Source organism: Protofrankia sp. CiP3, assembly GCF_917627345.1.
In the GTDB taxonomy this organism is placed as follows: Bacteria; Actinomycetota; Actinomycetes; order Frankiales; family Frankiaceae; genus Protofrankia.
This window is the reverse complement of record NZ_CAKJTM010000018.1, coordinates 52,810-69,365: the sequence shown is the minus strand read 5'-3', so window position 1 is coordinate 69,365 and position 16,556 is coordinate 52,810. Positions and strand designations below refer to the sequence as shown.

Genomic DNA, 16,556 nt, shown 5'->3' with positions numbered 1-16,556 from the left:
CCCTGGGCAACGGGAGATGCGACAGGGGAGGGAGCGGGCATGGAAGGTGGGAAAGGCCGTCGCAGACGACTGCGGGTCGCGGTGTGCGGGGCCGGCGCGGCGGGGATGACCAGCGCGCTCGCCCTTGCGCGCCAGGGGCATGCGGTCACCCTCTTCGAACGGGACGCGGCCGCTCGGCCGGCGCAGGTCGGTGCGGCCGCCGGCTGGCGACGGACCGGGGTCGCGCAGCTGCACCAGCCGCACGCTTTTCTCGCCCGTGGCTACGCCGAACTGCTTGCGGGGCTGCCCGACGTGGTGGCGGCGCTGCACGCGGCCGGTGCGGTGGAGGCCGCGCTGCCGCACGGGCTGACCTCCTTCCTGTGCCGGCGCAGCACGGCGGAGTGGGTGCTGCGCCAGCTGGTCGAGGCCGAGCCCGGCATCAGCGTCCGGCTCGAGGCCGTGCGGCGGGTCGATGCGTACAGGGGGAGCGTCAACGTGGTACGCCTGGGTGACGGCAGCGCGCATCCGGCGGACCTCGTGGTCGACTGCGGTGGCCGGCGCGGCGCTCTCACGACGGGGATGCTTGCCGAAGAGGTCTTCGACGAGCCGGCCAACGAGACGTACCGGTCACGCCGTTACCGGCTGCGGCCGGGATGCCAGTTCGCCGCGGTCAACCGCGGGGTGATCGGGGTCGAGGAGGGCGACGGCTACTCGTTCCTGGTCTTCCCGCACGACGCGGGGACGTTCACCGTCACCTTCGTGCACCTGCCTGAGGACAAGGCGTTGGCGGATCTGCGGGCGGTGCCCGCCTTCGAGGCGGTCGCGCGCATGGTTCCACTCGGCGCGGCCTGGACCGACCCCGCGTTCGCCGAACCCATCTCGGATGTCATGGTCATGAACGGCCTGCGCAACGTGTTCCGTCCGCTGGGCTCGGTCAGGCCGCTGGGCCTGCACGCGATCGGCGACGTCGTGTGCACCACCAACCCGCATTTCGGTCGAGGTATGTCGCTGGCTGTGGCGCACGCTCTCACGCTCGCCCGTGCGGTCGCCGAGGATCCGGCCGACCCCGAGCTGTGGCGTGACCGCGTCGACGCCTGGGTCCACGGTGAACTGTGGTCGTGGTTCGATGACGCCCGGTCGCTGGACCGGTCGCGTACCGTGCTCTGGCGGGCGGCTATGGCCGAGACCGGCCCGGCCGCTGTCACCGCTCGGGCCATTCCGGCGATGAGCCCCCCGAGCCCGGCCGCCGTGCCGCGGCTCATGGTGCTTGCCGCTGCCGGCGTCGATCCGGTGGTGGCGCAGGCGGTGTTCCGCCACATGCATCTGGCCGCCGCGCCGGAGGAGCTCAACGCGGTGCAACCGCGGGTGTCCGACCTGCTTGCCGCGGGCTGGCGCCCGCGGCGGCCCGCCGGTCTGCCGACCAGGCAGGAGATCGTCGAGGTCGTCCGCGCGGTCAGGGCACCGGCCATGTGACCGGGGGCGGGCCGCCCGCGGGCAGGGCGATCGCGGTAATGATCAGTCCGTTGCGGACCAGCCAGCGGCCCGCGAACTCGGTCAGTTCATGACCGGCGAGGATCGGGCCGGCCACCAGCAGCCGAGCGTGGAAGGTACCGGTGGGCTCGGCGGTGATGAGCGCGTCGGCAAAGCCAAGCCAGCGTCTGGCCAGTGGGAACCATGCTTTGTACACCGACTCCTTGGCGCTGAACAGCAGCCGGTCCCAGCACACCTCGGGGTGACGTGATGTTCGCTGGTCGAGCCAGGAACGCTCCTCGGCCAGCGCGACCTGGTCGAGGACGCCCGGCGGCACACCCTCGTTGGGTTCGGCATCGATACCGATCGTGACGATATCGGCGGACCGGGACACGGCGGCTGCCCGGTATCCGGCACAGTGCGTGATGCTGCCGACGACTCCGGCGGGCCATCGCGGCTCGCGCCGGGGACCGGGCAGGATCGGTGCCGGCGGCAGGCCGAGCCCGGCGAGCGCACGGTGGGCGCACACCCGGGCGGTGGTGAACTCCCGGCGCCGTTTGTCCACGGACTGCGCGAGGGTCGCCTCCTCCTCGGCGAACAGCACGGCGTGCGGGTCGTCGGTGAACGCCTCGACCGCGACCGCGCTGGCGGGCAGCAGCGTCTCAAGCAGGGCGATCTCAGGCATGCGGATCCGACACATGCCGCTTCGGGACGCTCCAGGCCGAGGCATACCGGTCCGGCGCCGGCAGAATCTGGCGCGGGACATTGCGCGGAATGTTCCACCGGCTCCATTCCCGCGGATAACCGACCGAAACCTCCTCGAACCGGACGCCGTCATACCAGGTTGTCCGCGGGATATGAAGATGGCCGTAGACGACGGCTGCGGCCCGGAAGCGCAGGTGCCAGTCGGCGGTGCTCTCGGTGCCGCACCACTGCGCGAATTCGGGGTAACGCAGTACAGCTGTCGGGTCGCGTACCAGCGGGAAGTGGTTCACCAGCACGGTCGGCAGGTTCCGCTCGCGGGCGGCGAGCCGGTCGCGGGTGTGCGCGACCCGAAACCGTGACCATGCGTCCACGCCCGGGTATGGGTCGGGATCCAGCAGGAACTCGTCCGAGCACATCACGCCGGACTCGCGGGCTACAGCGAGCCCTTCCTGCTTGGTGCGGGCGCCCGCCGGGCGAAACGTGTAGTCGTAGAGCAGGAACAGCGGTGCGACGGTCACCGGGCCGCCGGCGCCCGTCCAGACGGGGTAGGGGTCCTCCGGGGTCAGCACACCAAGGCCGCGGCACATCTCCACCAGGTACTGGTAACGCCGTTCGCCGGTCAACCGCACCGGGTCTTTTCGCGGCGTCCACAGCTCGTGGTTACCGGGAACCCAGATCACTGTGGCGAACCGGCTGCTCAGCAGTGCCAGCGCCCACTCGATGTCCGCGGCGACCTCACCGACGTCACCAGCGACGATCAACCAGTCCGCGGCCGACTCCGGCCGGAGCTCCTCAACGATCTGGCGGTTCTCGGTATAGGCGACATGTAAATCACTGATGGCCAGTAATTTCCCAGCCGCAGCCCGGGATGTGGTCACCGGTCCGACTTTACTGTTTTACCGCCGTTCAGGCGTTGACCGCCACCGGGCCGGCCGGTGGAGTGGCCACGGGGAAGCGAGGGACGGATGTGCTGCCATGGCGGGTGCGGGCGGCCCACTCCTCCATCCTCCATCGCGGCGGCTGCGTCGTCGACGAGGGCATGTGCGCGGCCCGTGGCCGATGGCCCCGATCTCCCAGAACCGGCCGTCCGCCGCCGGTCGCGGGCTCGGTCTGAAGCCAGCGAACATCGGAGGTGGTCCGGCTACGGACGCATTGTCAGCCTCACCAGCCACCTGTCGCTCTCCGTTGCTGCGAGCACGACGAATGGACGTGGTGACGCCCTGGCCGCCTGAACCCGCCCTTGACAGCTCTTTAAACATGTGCGACATTTGCTGCCGAGGAAATCATATACCGGCAATTGTCCGCGTGGACATTTTCGGACCGGAGGCAATGATGCACCGCCGGTTTGCCGTCATCGGTGGCGGATTGGCTGGCCTGGAGGCCGCGGTCCGAATAGTCTCCCATCCGGGAATGGAGGTCGAAGTCGTCGAGGCCGGACCGTCGATCCGTCGTCATCATGTCAACTGGGATACCTCGGCCCACCCGGGGGATGAGAAGATCCGACGGTGGTCCAGTGACGGATGGGGATTTGGCGCTGGGCTTTCGGAACGACTTGGTGGGCGTTCTTTATGTTACCACGGTGTCCTGCTCGGCCTCACTCCCGAGGAATTGGATGATTGGCATCCTTGCTGGCAGGAGCGACTAGCGGGCCCGCGTGGGCTCTACGCGCAGGTCCACGGCGAACTCGGGCCGGAATTTCCAGAGCCGTGGGAGTCGTCCCTGTCGGCCGCCGCGACGAGAATCGGCATTCGGCACACTCCGCAAGCGGCGCGCTATGACGACCGGACCGGGCGGTTCGAAGCGTATTCACCGCTGCCGGAAGCCCGTCGGCTGGCTACGATGAGCGACCGTTTTCATATCGTCCGCGGCCGTGCGCTCTCGCTCAGGCGCACGAAGCGTGGCTGGGCTGTCGATATTGAGACTGCTACTGGTACGCTGTCGACAAGGCAAGGTTTTGACGCGTGCGTCCTCGCGTCGTCCGCCATCGGCAACGTCCAGATCCTGGCCCGCACGATGGGTGAGCCGATCATTACCAGGATCACCGATCACTTCTGCGTGGGGCTCCTCGCGCGCATCGAGCCCGGTAACTCCCTGGGCACCTTCCGGCATCCGATGCTATGGACGGGATACCGTCCGGTGCCGTCGCTGTCCACCAACGTCTTTGTGTTGGAAAGACCGCCCCTTCCCAACGGGGACCGGCTCATCTCGCTCATGGCCGTGATCGAGCAGGGCAGCGGCCCGGCTGACTTCAGTACACTCATGGCCCAGCCGTCATCCACGGGCGACATGGCCGCCACCCACATAACGACGGCGGTCTCACCCGCCGATCTCGATCGTATCGGCAGGGTTCGCCACGAGCTGCTGCGTCAGGCGAACGAGATCTGCCAGGGCTCGCTCCTCGACATAACCGCGTCGCATTCCACCGGTAACAGCCTGGTGGGTGAATTCGGTGGCGAGGACGCGCGACGGTTCGGTGACGGCAACGCTTTTCGTGCCCTGCTCGCCCATTCTCAGGCGGGGCGGGCGGCCCAGTTCGAGCTGCCGTACGGGTCATATGAGCACGAAGCCTGTTCCCATCCCGTTGGCGGTGACGGGGCGCTTCGTGTCACGGAGGATCTTGAGGTTGAGGGGCTCCCTGGCGTCTACCTGGCCGGTCCGGGAAACTTTGTCCGGCTTGGAGCGGCCAACCCGGCGCTTACCATCATCGCCATGTCGCGTTGGCTCGGCGATTCGCTTGCTGCGTGAGATGTACGCCATCCGGTAACCCGTAGCGTCAGATCCGGCCCCGGTCACCCCGGCGGCGAGGAGGTTGACCATGTCCAAACTCGCGATCTTCGGTGGTACGCCGGTCACGGACGAGCCGTTTCCGACCTGGCCAAGCCTTGCGCCCGAGAGCATCGAACGGGCCATGGAGCCCCTGCGCACCGGTCGGGTGAACTACTGGACCGGCGAACTGGGCCGGCGATTCGAGGCGGAGCTGGCCGCGTACCTCGGCGCCGGCCACGCCATCACCACGAACAGCGGGACGTCAGCATTACATACCGCGCTGGCAGCCCTGGGCGTCGGACCAGGGGACGAGGTCATCTGCACTCCGTACTCCTTTATCGCCTCGGCCTCCTGCGTGCTGCAGGCGGGCGCGCTGCCGGTTTTCGCCGACGTTGACGAGTCGCATACGCTCAGTGCGGCCGACGTCGAGAAGAAGATCACACCTCGTTCCCGGGCGATCGTCGTCGTTCATCTCTACGGTGTCGTCGCAGATCTTGATCCGATCATTGATGTCGCCAGGAAACATGGTTTGTTCGTCGTCGAGGACTGTGCGCAGAGTATTGGTGCGACCTACAAGGGGCGAAAGGTCGGAACGGTCGGCGACGTCGGCTGCTTCAGCTTCTGCCAGAGCAAACATTTCACCACCGGTGGTGAGGGCGGTGCGATCGTCACGGATGACGAGGAGCTGAGCTGGGAATGTCGTTCACTCCGGGACCACGGCTTTGACGTGGCCCGCCGTATGGGCCTCATGGAACTCGGGCCGGAGTACATCCATCGGCGGGTGGGTTTCAACTACCGGCTCACCGAGATGCAGTCGGCCATCGGAAGCTCCGAACTCGCCCGCCTCGACTCGTGGCACCTTTCCCGGCGTCGCGCCAACGGCCGCCAGCTGATCGAGGCTCTTGAGGACCACCCGCTGGTGATACACGCTCCCGTGGACTCACCAGAGCGCGAAAACGCGTTCTGGTGGGCACCCTTCGTGCTTGATATCGAGCGTATGTCGGTTTCCGTGGCGGAGTTCGCCGCGGCTATGACCGCGGAGGGCATGCCCTTCACGACGATTCAGCTGGCGGAAATGTATCGGGAGCGCGTCTTCGTCGAGCACAACGGCTTCGGGAAGCTGAACTACCCATTTGGCGATCCCAGCGCCACCCCGATCGACTATTCGAAGACGAACTGCGCCACGGCGCGCTGGCTCGCGGCACGGACGCTCCCGCTCTACACCCACCCAGTCTACAGCGAGCGACACATGCGGCAGTACATCCTTGCCTTCGAGAAAGTGGCGGCTGCCTTCTACACGAAGGCTCCGACGCTCTGAGTGCGCGACAGGACCAGCGATCGCGCACTCTTCGGCCGGGGAGGCAGCGGTCCAGGAGCGCTACCGGAGATCAGCCGCCGCGGCCGGTGCGTTTCGGGGCGGTGACATTGTTGGCGACGCTGTTGCCGAACTCGTCGACGAGGCCGGCCCGGCGCAGCGCGTCGGCGAGGGCACCGGTAGGCGTGCTCGGCTCCCTGCGGCGGGGGCGGGGCTGCGCGGCGCGCGGCTGCGCTGTTCCCCGCGGCTGTGTGGTCTTTCGTGGCTGCTCGCCGCGAGACGGGTTGCCACGGGGCGAGCCGCCGCGGCCGGCATCGTCCTCAAGACGCAGGGTCAGCGAGATGCGCTTGCGGGGGATGTCGACGTCGAGCACCTTCACCCGCACGATGTCGCCGGGCTTCACCACGTCGCGAGGGTCGGCGACAAAGGTCCTCGACATCGCCGAGACGTGCACGAGGCCGTCCTGGTGCACACCGACGTCGATGAAGGCGCCGAATGCCGCGACGTTGGTGACCACACCCTCCAGCACCATCCCCGGGGCGAGGTCGGCAAGAGTGTCGACGCCCTCGGCGAAGGTGGCGGTCCGAAACGCTGGGCGCGGGTCGCGGCCCGGCTTCTCCAGCTCCGCCACGATGTCGGTGACGGTCGGCAGGCCGAAGGTCTCGTCGACGAAGTCCGCGGGCCGCAGCGCGCGCAGCGCGGCGGTGTTGCCGATCAGTGTGGTGATCTCGCTGTCGGTCGACGCCAGGATGCGGCGCACCACCGGATAGGCCTCCGGGTGCACGCTGGAGGCGTCGAGGGGGTCGTCCCCGTCCCGGATGCGCAGGAAGCCGGCGCACTGCTCGAACGCTTTCGGGCCAAGCCGAGGGACGTCGGTGAGCGCCCGGCGTGAGCGGAACGGGCCGTTGGCGTCACGGTGCCGCACGATGTTCTCCGCGAGAGCGTCGCCGATCCCGGACACGCGTGTCAGCAGCGGGGCCGAGGCGGTGTTGACGTCGACCCCGACGGCGTTGACCGCGTCCTCGACGACCGCGTCGAGCGAGCGGGACAGTTTGATCTCGGACAGGTCGTGCTGGTACTGGCCGACCCCGATCGATTTTGGATCGATCTTGACGAGTTCCGCCAGCGGATCCTGCAGGCGGCGCGCGATCGACACCGCGCCGCGCAGCGAGACATCCAGCTCGGGCAGCTCGCGGGAGGCGTAGGCCGAGGCCGAGTAGACCGAGGCGCCGGCCTCCGACACGATGACCGGGATGAGCGCCAGTTCGGGATGCAGCCTGGCCAGCTCGCTGGCGAGCTTGTCGGTCTCCCGGGACGCGGTGCCGTTGCCGATCGCGATCAGCTTGACGCCGTGCTGGCCGGCGAGGCGGGCGAGCACGGCGATCGACTCGTCCCAGCGCCGCCGCGGCTCGTGTGGGTAGATCGTCTCGGTGGCGACCACCTGGCCGGTCGCGTCGACCACCGCGACCTTCACACCGGTCCGCAGCCCCGGGTCGAGGCCCATGGTCACCTGGGCGCCGGCGGGCGCGGCGAGCAGGAGGTCACGCAGGTTGACGGCGAACACGCCCACCGCGGTGTCCTCGGCCGCCTGCCACAGGCGCATCCGCAGGTCGATGTCGAGATGGACGAGGATGCGTGTGCGCCAGGCCCAACGGACCGTGTCCACCAGCCAGCGGTCGGCCGGACGGCCCAGGTCGGCGACGGCGAAGCGGTCGGCGATCGCCAGCTCGTAGCCGCTCGGCGCCGGGGTCTCCCGCGGCGCGGCCTCCTCGGCAGCCTCCCCATCCGGTTCCAGGGTGAGATCGAGGATCTCCTCCTTCTCACCGCGGAACAGCGCGAGGATCCGGTGCGAGGGCAGCGTGGTGAAAGGCTCGGCGAAGTCGAAGTAGTCGGCGAACTTGGCACCGGCGTCCTGCTTGCCGTCGCGCACCCGGGAGGTGAGCCGGCCTCGTGCCCACATCCGCTCGCGCAGCGTCCCGATCAGGTCGGCGTCCTCGGTGAACCGTTCGACCAGGATCGCGCGGGCGCCGTCCAGCGCGGCGGCGGCATCGTCGACCCCCCGCTCGGCGTCGACGAAGGCGGCCGCGGCCGCCTGTGGGTCGAGCGCCGGATCACCCAGCAGCGCCTCGGCCAGCGGTTCGAGGCCCGCCTCTCGGGCGATCTGTGCCTTGGTGCGGCGTTTGGGCTTGTAGGGCAGGTAGATGTCCTCCAGCCGCGCCTTCGAGTCGGCGGCCATGATCTGTGCCTCGAGGGCATCGTCCAGCTTGCCCTGCGAGCGGATTGACTCGAGGATCGCGGTGCGCCGTTCCTCCAGTTCACGCAGGTAACGCAACCGCTCCTCAAGGGTGCGCAGCTGCGTGTCGTCGAGTGTCCCGGTTGCTTCCTTGCGGTAGCGGGCGATGAACGGCACGGTGGCCCCGCCATCGAGCAGGTCCACGGCCGCGGTCACCTGGCCCTCACGCACGCCGAGCTCCTCGGCGATCCTGCGATGAACCGACGTCGTCACAATCCTGATCCACCTTCGCGCTGGGGTCCGAAGCATTCGTGACCAGCTTGCCTGATCATCGGCGTCAGTTCCCCGTGCCCGCCATTCCCGTACCGATCGCCGGCCCGGCGCGCATTGAATAGAGTGGTATCAGCCGGGATGTGGTAAGGCGTGGGCTGCGGGACCCGTTCGCCGAGCCCCGCGAGGTCGGGCTAGCCGTCGCGTACCGCATCACGCGGCTGATTCTCATTCCGCGCCGCGGCCACGGTGGATGGGGCATCAGGTGATGTATGCGGACGGGCTGGCGGATGGCGGTTGCGGCCCGCCGTTCCCCGCCGATCTCGCGGAACAGGCGGTCGACGCGCTCGACTCCGCGCTCAACCTGGCGCCCGAGCGGAGCCGGCTGCTGCTCGCCCAGCTCGTGGAACGCAGGCTGGAGCGCCGGCTGCAGGTAGCCGACTACGGGACCCGCCGGCAGTGGTTCATCGGGCTTGTCGACGCCTGTGCCCGGCAACCGGCGGGTATCGCGGCACTCGCGGCGGCGGTCGGCCAGCTCGAACCGGACAGCCCGGCCGCGGGGGTGCTGCGCCGGCTGTCGGACGCCGCCGGCGAGCCGGCCGTCACCCGGGCGCCGGCACCGGCCCAGCCCCGTCCGGAGAGGTTCACCGACGCGGAGGTGTCCGAGCTGGCAAGCGTCTTCTACCAGGCACACACCGCCCGGCAGCTCCTCGCCGCGGCCGGCCTGCCCGCCGGCCGGCAACCGGTCTGGTCCGTAGCACTGACCTCGCGGGAGTTCTGGACCGAGGTCGACGTCCTGCTTGCCGCCGGAGCCCTGGCGGACGGCCGGCGGCGCGTTCTCGCGGCGGCGGCACGGATTTTTCCCGCCAATCCCGTCTTCACCGGCTGGTAGCCCGATCAACAGGGAGCGTCCGGTATTGGACAGAGCGTTAGCTCGGGCGGTGCTGAGTGTGCATACTTTTCCGCGTACTGTTACGAAAGTGTCACCTCGGTGATAGGTATGCGCCGAATCTGCATGTTTTCCAGGCGGAAGTCCGACTGATGGCGATCGTGCGGGGGGGTTGTGGCCGATCGGGAGCTGGCTCCGCGGTTCGACATCGAGGGCAGGATTGTGCTGGTTCTGGTGGAATGCCCGGAACTGAGCCCGGCGGGGAGCCGGCAGCTTCTCCTTGATCTGCTCGGACGGGCAGGCTGCCCGGTCCAGGTCGCCGACTACCCGACCGCCATGCAGTGGTTCTTCGCGCTCGTCACAGCCTGCGCGCGGCGGTCGAATATCACCACGCTGGTCGACGTGGTGATCCGGCTGCAACCGGATGCCGCCATCGTGATGATGTTGCTGCGGCTGCGGGACGAGTGGGAGGCCGGGGATGTCGCGGCAGCGGCCTCGAGCGAGCTGTGGGCGCTGCTGCGGGTGGAACTGGACGCCATCTCGTCCGGCACCATTGTAGAACCCTACCGGCTGGCGACCGATAACCGGATGCTGGAGCCGCCGCGCCACTGTATGACTGCCTGGCACACATTGCTCCACATTGCCGGCCGTAATGCGGCCTGGTCCAGGCTGCCGCCCTATATGGTTTTCCTCGAACATGTTCATGACGAGCTGACGCCGTCAACCGCGCAGAAAGTGGACCGCTGGAACAGCAGCCGAGCGTACGAGCTGGAGCTCTCCGCGGCCCTCGACGCGGTCCGGTTGGAGCGCACTCCACGGCCGCATCATGCGCCGCAGGTTCATCTGATGATCCAGTTTGATCCGGCGGACGGCGACGCGGAGTCCTATGTGGGGTCGTGGTGGCGCCAATGGGATGGCCGGATCGAGCCCGGCGGGCGGCAGTTCCTTTCCCGGGGTGAGCTCGAAGGTTACGTGGAGGCTGTCGTGCGCGGGCTGGAGACCGGGCTCGCCAGCTATACCCCAGTGGTCGCGATCGAGTTCATCCTGCCGTTCGGACTGCTGAACGACCCGGTCGACTGGTGGCGGCGGGAAGCGGACCCAGGCCCGGCCAAACCGCTGGCGTTGGACTATCCCGTCGCCCTGCGCAGCCTGGAGCGGTTACGCAGGCCAGACTGGCACCGGATGTGGCATCGGCGTTGGCGGCAGCTGCATCACGGACCCGGCCGGGCCGGTGTGTACTGGAGCCGGCCGGAGGGCTCGGACTACCTGCTCCGGCTGGAGGCCACGCTGGCGTCCGATGAGAAGCTGGTCGCGCTCGTGCTCAGTGAGCCACCCGAAGCCACCGGGGGAACCGGGATGGGGGAGGCGCTGATGGCGCTGCGGGCGGGCCTGCCGGTGGTCCTGTGGCATCGGTCCCGGCGGCTGGGCAGCGAACATGAGGACACCCTGCGGCTGCTGGTCGATGACGGCGACATGAGTGATCTTCCCGGTCGGGTCCGCCGATTACGGATCGACGCGCTGCTGGAACCGGGCGGTGGCGCCGGTGACAGACATGTGGGACGCAATCTCGCGTTTCTGTGGGATGATCCAGAAAGGCAGCCCGAGAGAGGCTCGCCCGCTCCTCTCGGTGTATCACAAGGGGAGGGCCGTCCATGAGTGTCGACCCGGCAGCTGGGCAGGCGGACTCGCCTGATACGCCATCCCGGCCGGGGTGGTGGCTGTTCCAGGGAACGGGCGATCCGATCGAGCCCGCGGAGCGGGACCGGCGATGGCCGGCACCGCCGCCGTGGCGGATTTTCCAGGGCGGGCCGGTACTGCCGCCTCCGTCGGCTGACGGGCCAGAGGCCCTGCGGCGGCTGGGGACCACGCCGTCCCGGCTGCTCGACACGGCCCAGATCTCGGTCGTGAACGCGGCGATCTACCTGCGGCGCCCCCTGCTGGTCACCGGGCGCCCAGGCGTCGGCAAGTCCAGCCTTGCCTATCTCATCGCCCGCGAGCTCCAGCTCGGGCGGGTTCTGCGCTGGCCGGTCACCAGCCGTACCACGCTGCGCGCCGGGCTCTACGACTATGACGCCATCGGCCGTGCGCAGGCCATGTCTCCGTTCCGTTTTGTTCCGAGCCTGCGCTGGCACGGCCGGCCACGAGGGGATGACCATGCCAGCGCAGGCTCGGGCCGCGGTGGTGCGGCCTTACCGCCGATCGGGGATTTCATCCAGCTCGGTCCGCTGGGGACCGCGCTGTTGCCGCATGAGCTCCCTCGGGTACTGCTCATCGACGAGATGGACAAAGGCGATTTCGACCTGCCGAACGATCTGCTGAACATTTTCGAGGACGGCGAGTTCGCTATTCCCGAGCTGGCCAGGATACGCCACCAGGCGCCCGAGGCCGAGGTGCACACGGCCGATCCCGGCGGCACGGCCGTGGTACGCGAGGGAATCGTCCGCTGTCACGCTTTCCCGCTTATTGTGATCACAAGTAACGGGGAGCGCGAGTTCTCCGCGGCGTTCCTGCGGCGCTGCGCCCGGCTCGACATCCCCGACCCGGACACACGGCAGCTCGCCACCCTGATCGCCGCGCATTTCCCGGCTGACGCACCCGGGCACCGGGAACTTGTCGCCCGGTTCGAGCAACGCCGCCAGCAGGTCGGCGGACTGGCGGCCGACCAGTTGTTGAACGCGGCCCATCTGGTGGCCGTCGGCGCCGCAGACGGGGACGAGGCGGTATGGAACGACCTGCTTGAGGCGGTCTGGCATCAGCTGGCCCCGGCGCCGTCCGCGGATATGCGGTTCCCGGGCAGGCAGTTTCCGGATATGCAGTTTCCGGACATGCGATGACGGATGAGGCGGGGCAGCCCCCGGCCGCGCGGCGGCCGGCGTGGCGGCGGCCCGCCGCCACGCCCACGCCCCGGGAGATTGCGGAGGCTGTCTGGCTGTGGCGCTACCTGGACCAGCCGGTACCCGGGCCTGCGCGTGCTCCCGCGGCCAGCGACGAGATCAGCGACGGGAGCACACAACCGGATGACGGTTCGCCGGCTGGGGACGGCTCGGCGGAGGAAACAGGCGCACCCGGACCGGGCCCGGCCGGCCAGGCCAGGCCGCGGACGGGAGGGAATCGCCAGCCTCGGCACGGGCCCGCCGCCGCGCCGGAGCGCAGCGCCGCGGCTGGCCAGCCCGGCTGGGCCGAGCTGCCCGTCGGTGATGGCGAGGAGGCCGATGGTGATGGTGGCGCCGCCAACGGTGACGCCGCGATAGCTGCCGCCGGCCCCGCCTTCCTCCCGTCCGGAGCGCTTCCCGCCCCGCCGGCAGGGACCCGTCCCAGCCTCGTGGCAGGCGGGGACCCCCGGGCCGTGCGGGCCGCGTTGCGGCCGTTGCGGCAGACGATGGCATCGGCGTGCGCGGACGTCTTGGACGAGGAGGCCACCGCGGAGCGGCTCGCGCAGGGCCTCCTGGGGTTACCGGTCTACCGGCCGGCCCGGGAGCGCCGGTTCGAGATCGTCCTCATCGTTGACGGCAGCCCGTCGATGACTCCCTGGCTGGACACCGTCCCCGGTATCGTCACGCTGCTTGAGCGACACGGCGCGTTCCGTGACGTCCAGCTTCGCTTCCTCAACACCGACACGGACCGACCGGAAGATCTCTGCCTGCGGACCGGCTGGCCAGGCGGTGCGGCACACGCGGCCGCCGAGCTCCTCGAGCCGACCGGCCGGCGGATCCTGTGGGTACTGACCGATGCGCTTGGCCGAGCGTGGTGGACAGACGCGATGTCCCCGCTGCTGTGGTCCTGGGCGCGGCGGCTCCCCGTGGCGCTGCTGAATCTTGTGCCCAGGCGGCTGTGGCAGCTGACCGGGCTCCGTCCCCAGCGGGTACGGATGTCGATGCCAGGCGGTGCCCCGATCGCCGCCGCCCCGCGGTGGGCGTTCCGTGACCCGTGGGGCGCTCCGTTGTCCGGTTTCGGCACGGCCGACCTGGCGGTGGCTGTCCCGGTGCCGGTTCTCGAGGCCCACGCCCGCCGGCTCGCTCCCTGGGCCGGCTTCCTGTCGGGCCGGCGGCCGTGGACCGAGCTGACGGCCGTGCTCACCGGCCCGCGCAGCCAGCCGTCGGAACGCGCCGCCTACTCCTGGGGCGGCAGCCCGGCGGAATCCGCCACGGAGTGTGTGCAACGGTTTCGGGCGGTGGCCTCCCAGGAGGCTTTCGAGTTGGCCACCCACCTGGCCGCGGCCCCCCTGACCTGGGCTGTGCTGCGCATGGTGCGGGACATGGTGCCAGGCGCGGGCCGCCCGCAGCTGTCTGAGATCTTCGCGGGCGGGCTGGTGCGGCCGGTGCCCGCCGGTGGCGGCCCTGCCGGTCCCGAACGGATCGCGCTGGAGTTCCACCCCGGCGTGCGGGCGGAGCTGCTCGCCTTCGGCCGGCGTTCAGACGCTACGCGGGTGCTGCGGGCGGTAAGTGATCTTCTCGGTTCGCGGGTCGCTGTTCTGCGTGATACCGGCCGGATGCTGGACGAGCCGGAGTCGGCTCCGGTCCCGGTGATCACGGGTGACAACCGCCCGTTTTTGTTGATCGAGAAGACCGTGCTGGGCGCGCTGTCAGGCCGTTACCTGGCGCGCTCCCGTGCGCTTGCCGCCCGGATCCAGAGTGCTTCGAACACCGGAAGCATCGCAGATAGTGTTCAGGACGTGACTATGAGTGACAGTATCGGTGCGTCAACTCCGCTGCCGAGATCCCAGTTCCCGGTCGGCCCCGCCGTGCCCGCCCACCCGGCCGACAGCACGGCCGACCGTCAAGAAGGAGGATATGTGCCCTCGATCACCGCGACATCAGCGGTGGAACGACAACGCACTGGCCGCTCACCGGCTGTCTGGGGGAACGTCCCGCCGCGGAACCCCCACTTCACCGGACGGCGTGAGCTGCTCGCCGAACTGCACAAGCGGCTCCATGAAGGGACGACCGCCGTCCTGCCCGAGGCGCTGCACGGTATGGGCGGTGTCGGGAAGTCACAGCTGGCGGTGGAGTACGTCTATCGGCATCAGGCCGACTACGACGTCATCTGGTGGATCCCGGCGGAATGGACGGCGCAGATCGGCTCGGCGCTCGTCGACCTCGCGCAGCGGCTCCGTCTCCCGGTCGGGATGGAGGCGAACATCGCCATACCCAATGTGCTGGAGGCGTTGCGCACCGGTGAGCCGTACAACCGGTGGCTGCTGGTCTTCGACAACGCCGAGGACCCGAAAGCCGTCCGCGAGTTCTTCCCGGCCGGCGGTGACGGCCGGGTGCTCGTCACGTCACGGAACATGCAGTGGGCCAATGTCGCGCGGCCGCTCGAGGTGGATGTGTTCGCCCGCACGGAAAGCATCGAGCTGCTGCAACGCCGTGGGCCCGACCTGACCAGCATCGACGCGGGCCTGCTGGCCGAAGCCCTGGGCGACCTGCCGCTGGCCATCGAACAGGCCGCGACCTGGCGCGCGGAGACCGGGATGCCGGCCCAGGAGTACCTGCGGCTGTTCGAGGAGAAACTCAGCGAGCTGCTCAATTCCAACGCGCCGATGGACTACGAAAAGCCGGTCGCCGCGGCCTGGAACGTCTCGTTGGACCGGCTCGCGAACAGCAACCCCGCCGCGCTGCGGCTGCTCCAGGTCTGTGCGTTCTTCGCGCCGGAGCCTATTTCCCGCCAGCTGCTGGCGGGGGCCGGGAACATCCTGATCGTCCCGGAACTCGATGCCGCGCTACGAGATTCGATCAAGCTCAACCAGGCGATCCGCGAGATCAACCGGTACGCTCTCGCGCGGATCGACCACCGGACTAACTCCCTGCAGATGCACCGCCTGGTCCAGGCCGTTCTTATCGGGCGGATGACCCCGGACGAACGGGAGACGATGCGCCACGGAGCCCACGCGCTGCTCGCCGGGGGCAATCCGCATGATCCGGTCAACCCGGAGAACTGGAACCGGTACGCGGAGCTCTACCCGCACGTCCTCGCGGCGGACGCGGTCGGCAGCGACAACACCTGGCTGCGGGAACTGCTCATCGATGAGGCGGAGTACCTCTACTACTGGGGGGACCACCAGGCCAGCTGTCAGCTCGCGGAGGAGACCCACCGTGCCTGGCGCCGCCTGCGCGGCGACGACGACCCGCACACGATCGAGATCGCTGGCTGGCTGGCCTGGATGTTCTTCGTCGTCGGCCGCTACCAGGAGGCCGCCGAGGTCAATGCCCGGCTGCTGGACATCTGCAACCGGCTGTTCGGCCCGGACCATGAGAAGACGGTGGAGACACTCGGCGCGGTGGCCGCCGGCAAGCGGGTCGAGGGCGACTTCCGGACGGCGATGGAGATCTCCGACGAGGTGTACCGGCGCGCGTCGCACACGTTGGGGATCGACGACCCGGTCACGCTGACCGCCGCCCACAACGTCGGGGTGAGCCTGCGGCTGCTCGGCGAGTTCGCCCGCGCCAGGGACCTCGACGAGGACACCTGGCAGCGCCGGGTCCGGCTTTTCGGTGAGGACGAGCTGCGCAGCCTCATCTCGTGGAACGCCATGACCATCGACGAGCGTGAACTGGGTGACTATCTCGGGGCGCGGGCCAGGCAGGAGGAGCTGCTGGAGCGGTTCCGCCGGCTGCTGCACAACGCGGAGAGCCACCCGCAGATCCTGCGGGCGTCCCGTAACCTGGCTGTCGCCCGCCGCAAGGCGGGTGACCATACCCACGCACTGGAACTGTCGCGGGATGTCCAGCTCCGCCTGACAAGCCGGTACGGGCCTGACCACCCGGATACCCTGGCCGCCTCGCTGTGCCTGTCCATGGACCTGCGGCACAACGGTGACCTCGCCGGAGCGCGGGAGCTGTGCGAGCAGACCCGGGAGCGCTACCAGCGAGTGCTCGGCGAGGAGCATCCGCACACCCTGGCCGCCGCGGTCAACCTTGCCATCACCCACC

10 protein-coding genes are annotated in these 16,556 nt (G+C 69.2%); 7 read left to right on the top strand and 3 right to left on the bottom strand.

Going from position 1 to position 16,556, the window contains the following annotated elements; genetic code table 11:
• Window positions 1-39 precede the first annotated feature (39 nt).
• Window positions 40-1,452 (top strand): NAD(P)/FAD-dependent oxidoreductase, encoded by a 1,413-nt coding sequence (locus MJ797_RS09630; RefSeq protein WP_239333851.1) that lies wholly within the window; start codon window positions 40-42, stop codon window positions 1,450-1,452.
• On the opposite strand, the gene MJ797_RS09625 is transcribed toward MJ797_RS09630, so the two are convergent.
• Window positions 1,433-2,134: a 4'-phosphopantetheinyl transferase gene (locus tag MJ797_RS09625; protein WP_239333849.1), complete on the bottom strand. Its 702-nt coding sequence runs from the start codon at window positions 2,132-2,134 to the stop codon at window positions 1,433-1,435. The two genes, MJ797_RS09630 and MJ797_RS09625, sit on opposite strands and share 20 nt — an antisense overlap.
• The gene (locus MJ797_RS09620; RefSeq protein ID WP_239333847.1) at window positions 2,127-3,032 is read right to left on the bottom strand and encodes a metallophosphoesterase; all 906 of its coding nucleotides are present in this window, start codon (window positions 3,030-3,032) and stop codon (window positions 2,127-2,129) included. The genes MJ797_RS09625 and MJ797_RS09620 overlap by 8 nt, the downstream gene beginning before the upstream one ends.
• 427 nt (window positions 3,033-3,459) lie before the next feature.
• Between MJ797_RS09620 and MJ797_RS09615 the strand changes: the two genes are divergently transcribed.
• Window positions 3,460-4,899 (top strand): hypothetical protein, encoded by a 1,440-nt coding sequence (locus MJ797_RS09615; protein WP_239333845.1) that lies wholly within the window; start codon window positions 3,460-3,462, stop codon window positions 4,897-4,899.
• A gap of 70 nt (window positions 4,900-4,969) precedes the next feature.
• Complete coding sequence (locus MJ797_RS09610; RefSeq protein WP_239333843.1) at window positions 4,970-6,238, top strand: DegT/DnrJ/EryC1/StrS aminotransferase family protein; 1,269 nt, start codon at window positions 4,970-4,972, stop codon at window positions 6,236-6,238.
• 70 nt (window positions 6,239-6,308) lie between these two features.
• Here the strand turns inward: MJ797_RS09610 and MJ797_RS09605 are convergent, their stop codons facing one another.
• A complete protein-coding gene (locus MJ797_RS09605) occupies window positions 6,309-8,777 on the bottom strand; it encodes a Tex family protein (protein WP_374581845.1) in 2,469 nt (822 codons plus the stop codon).
• A gap of 229 nt (window positions 8,778-9,006) precedes the next feature.
• Between MJ797_RS09605 and MJ797_RS09600 the strand changes: the two genes are divergently transcribed.
• The 4 genes from MJ797_RS09600 to fxsT form a co-directional block, all read left to right on the top strand.
• Window positions 9,007-9,630, top strand: coding sequence for an effector-associated domain EAD1-containing protein (locus tag MJ797_RS09600; RefSeq protein ID WP_239333891.1), 624 nt, complete (start codon window positions 9,007-9,009; stop codon window positions 9,628-9,630).
• Between the two features lie 171 nt (window positions 9,631-9,801).
• Window positions 9,802-11,283, top strand: a complete 1,482-nt coding sequence (locus MJ797_RS09595) for a hypothetical protein (protein ID WP_239333839.1) — start codon at window positions 9,802-9,804, stop codon at window positions 11,281-11,283.
• A complete protein-coding gene (locus MJ797_RS09590; protein WP_239333837.1) occupies window positions 11,280-12,461 on the top strand; it encodes a MoxR family ATPase in 1,182 nt (393 codons plus the stop codon). The genes MJ797_RS09595 and MJ797_RS09590 overlap by 4 nt, the downstream gene beginning before the upstream one ends.
• A partial coding sequence (gene fxsT, locus MJ797_RS09585; RefSeq protein WP_239333835.1) for an FxSxx-COOH system tetratricopeptide repeat protein occupies window positions 12,458-16,556 on the top strand: 4,099 nt, incomplete at its 3' end. The genes MJ797_RS09590 and fxsT, both read left to right, overlap by 4 nt.

Bases quoted from the DNA above. Each gene is read 5' to 3' on its own strand.
- MJ797_RS09610 (WP_239333843.1), top strand. From the start codon at position 4,970: ATGTCCAAACTCGCGATCTTCGGTGGTACGCCGGTCACGGACGAGCCG.
- MJ797_RS09625 (WP_239333849.1), bottom strand. From the start codon at position 2,134: ATGCCTGAGATCGCCCTGCTTGAGACGCTGCTGCCCGCCAGCGCGGTC.
- MJ797_RS09605 (WP_374581845.1), bottom strand. From the start codon at position 8,777: ATGCTTCGGACCCCAGCGCGAAGGTGGATCAGGATTGTGACGACGTCG.
- MJ797_RS09590 (WP_239333837.1), top strand. From the start codon at position 11,280: ATGAGTGTCGACCCGGCAGCTGGGCAGGCGGACTCGCCTGATACGCCA.
- MJ797_RS09600 (WP_239333891.1), top strand. From the start codon at position 9,007: ATGTATGCGGACGGGCTGGCGGATGGCGGTTGCGGCCCGCCGTTCCCC.
- MJ797_RS09630 (WP_239333851.1), top strand. From the start codon at position 40: ATGGAAGGTGGGAAAGGCCGTCGCAGACGACTGCGGGTCGCGGTGTGC.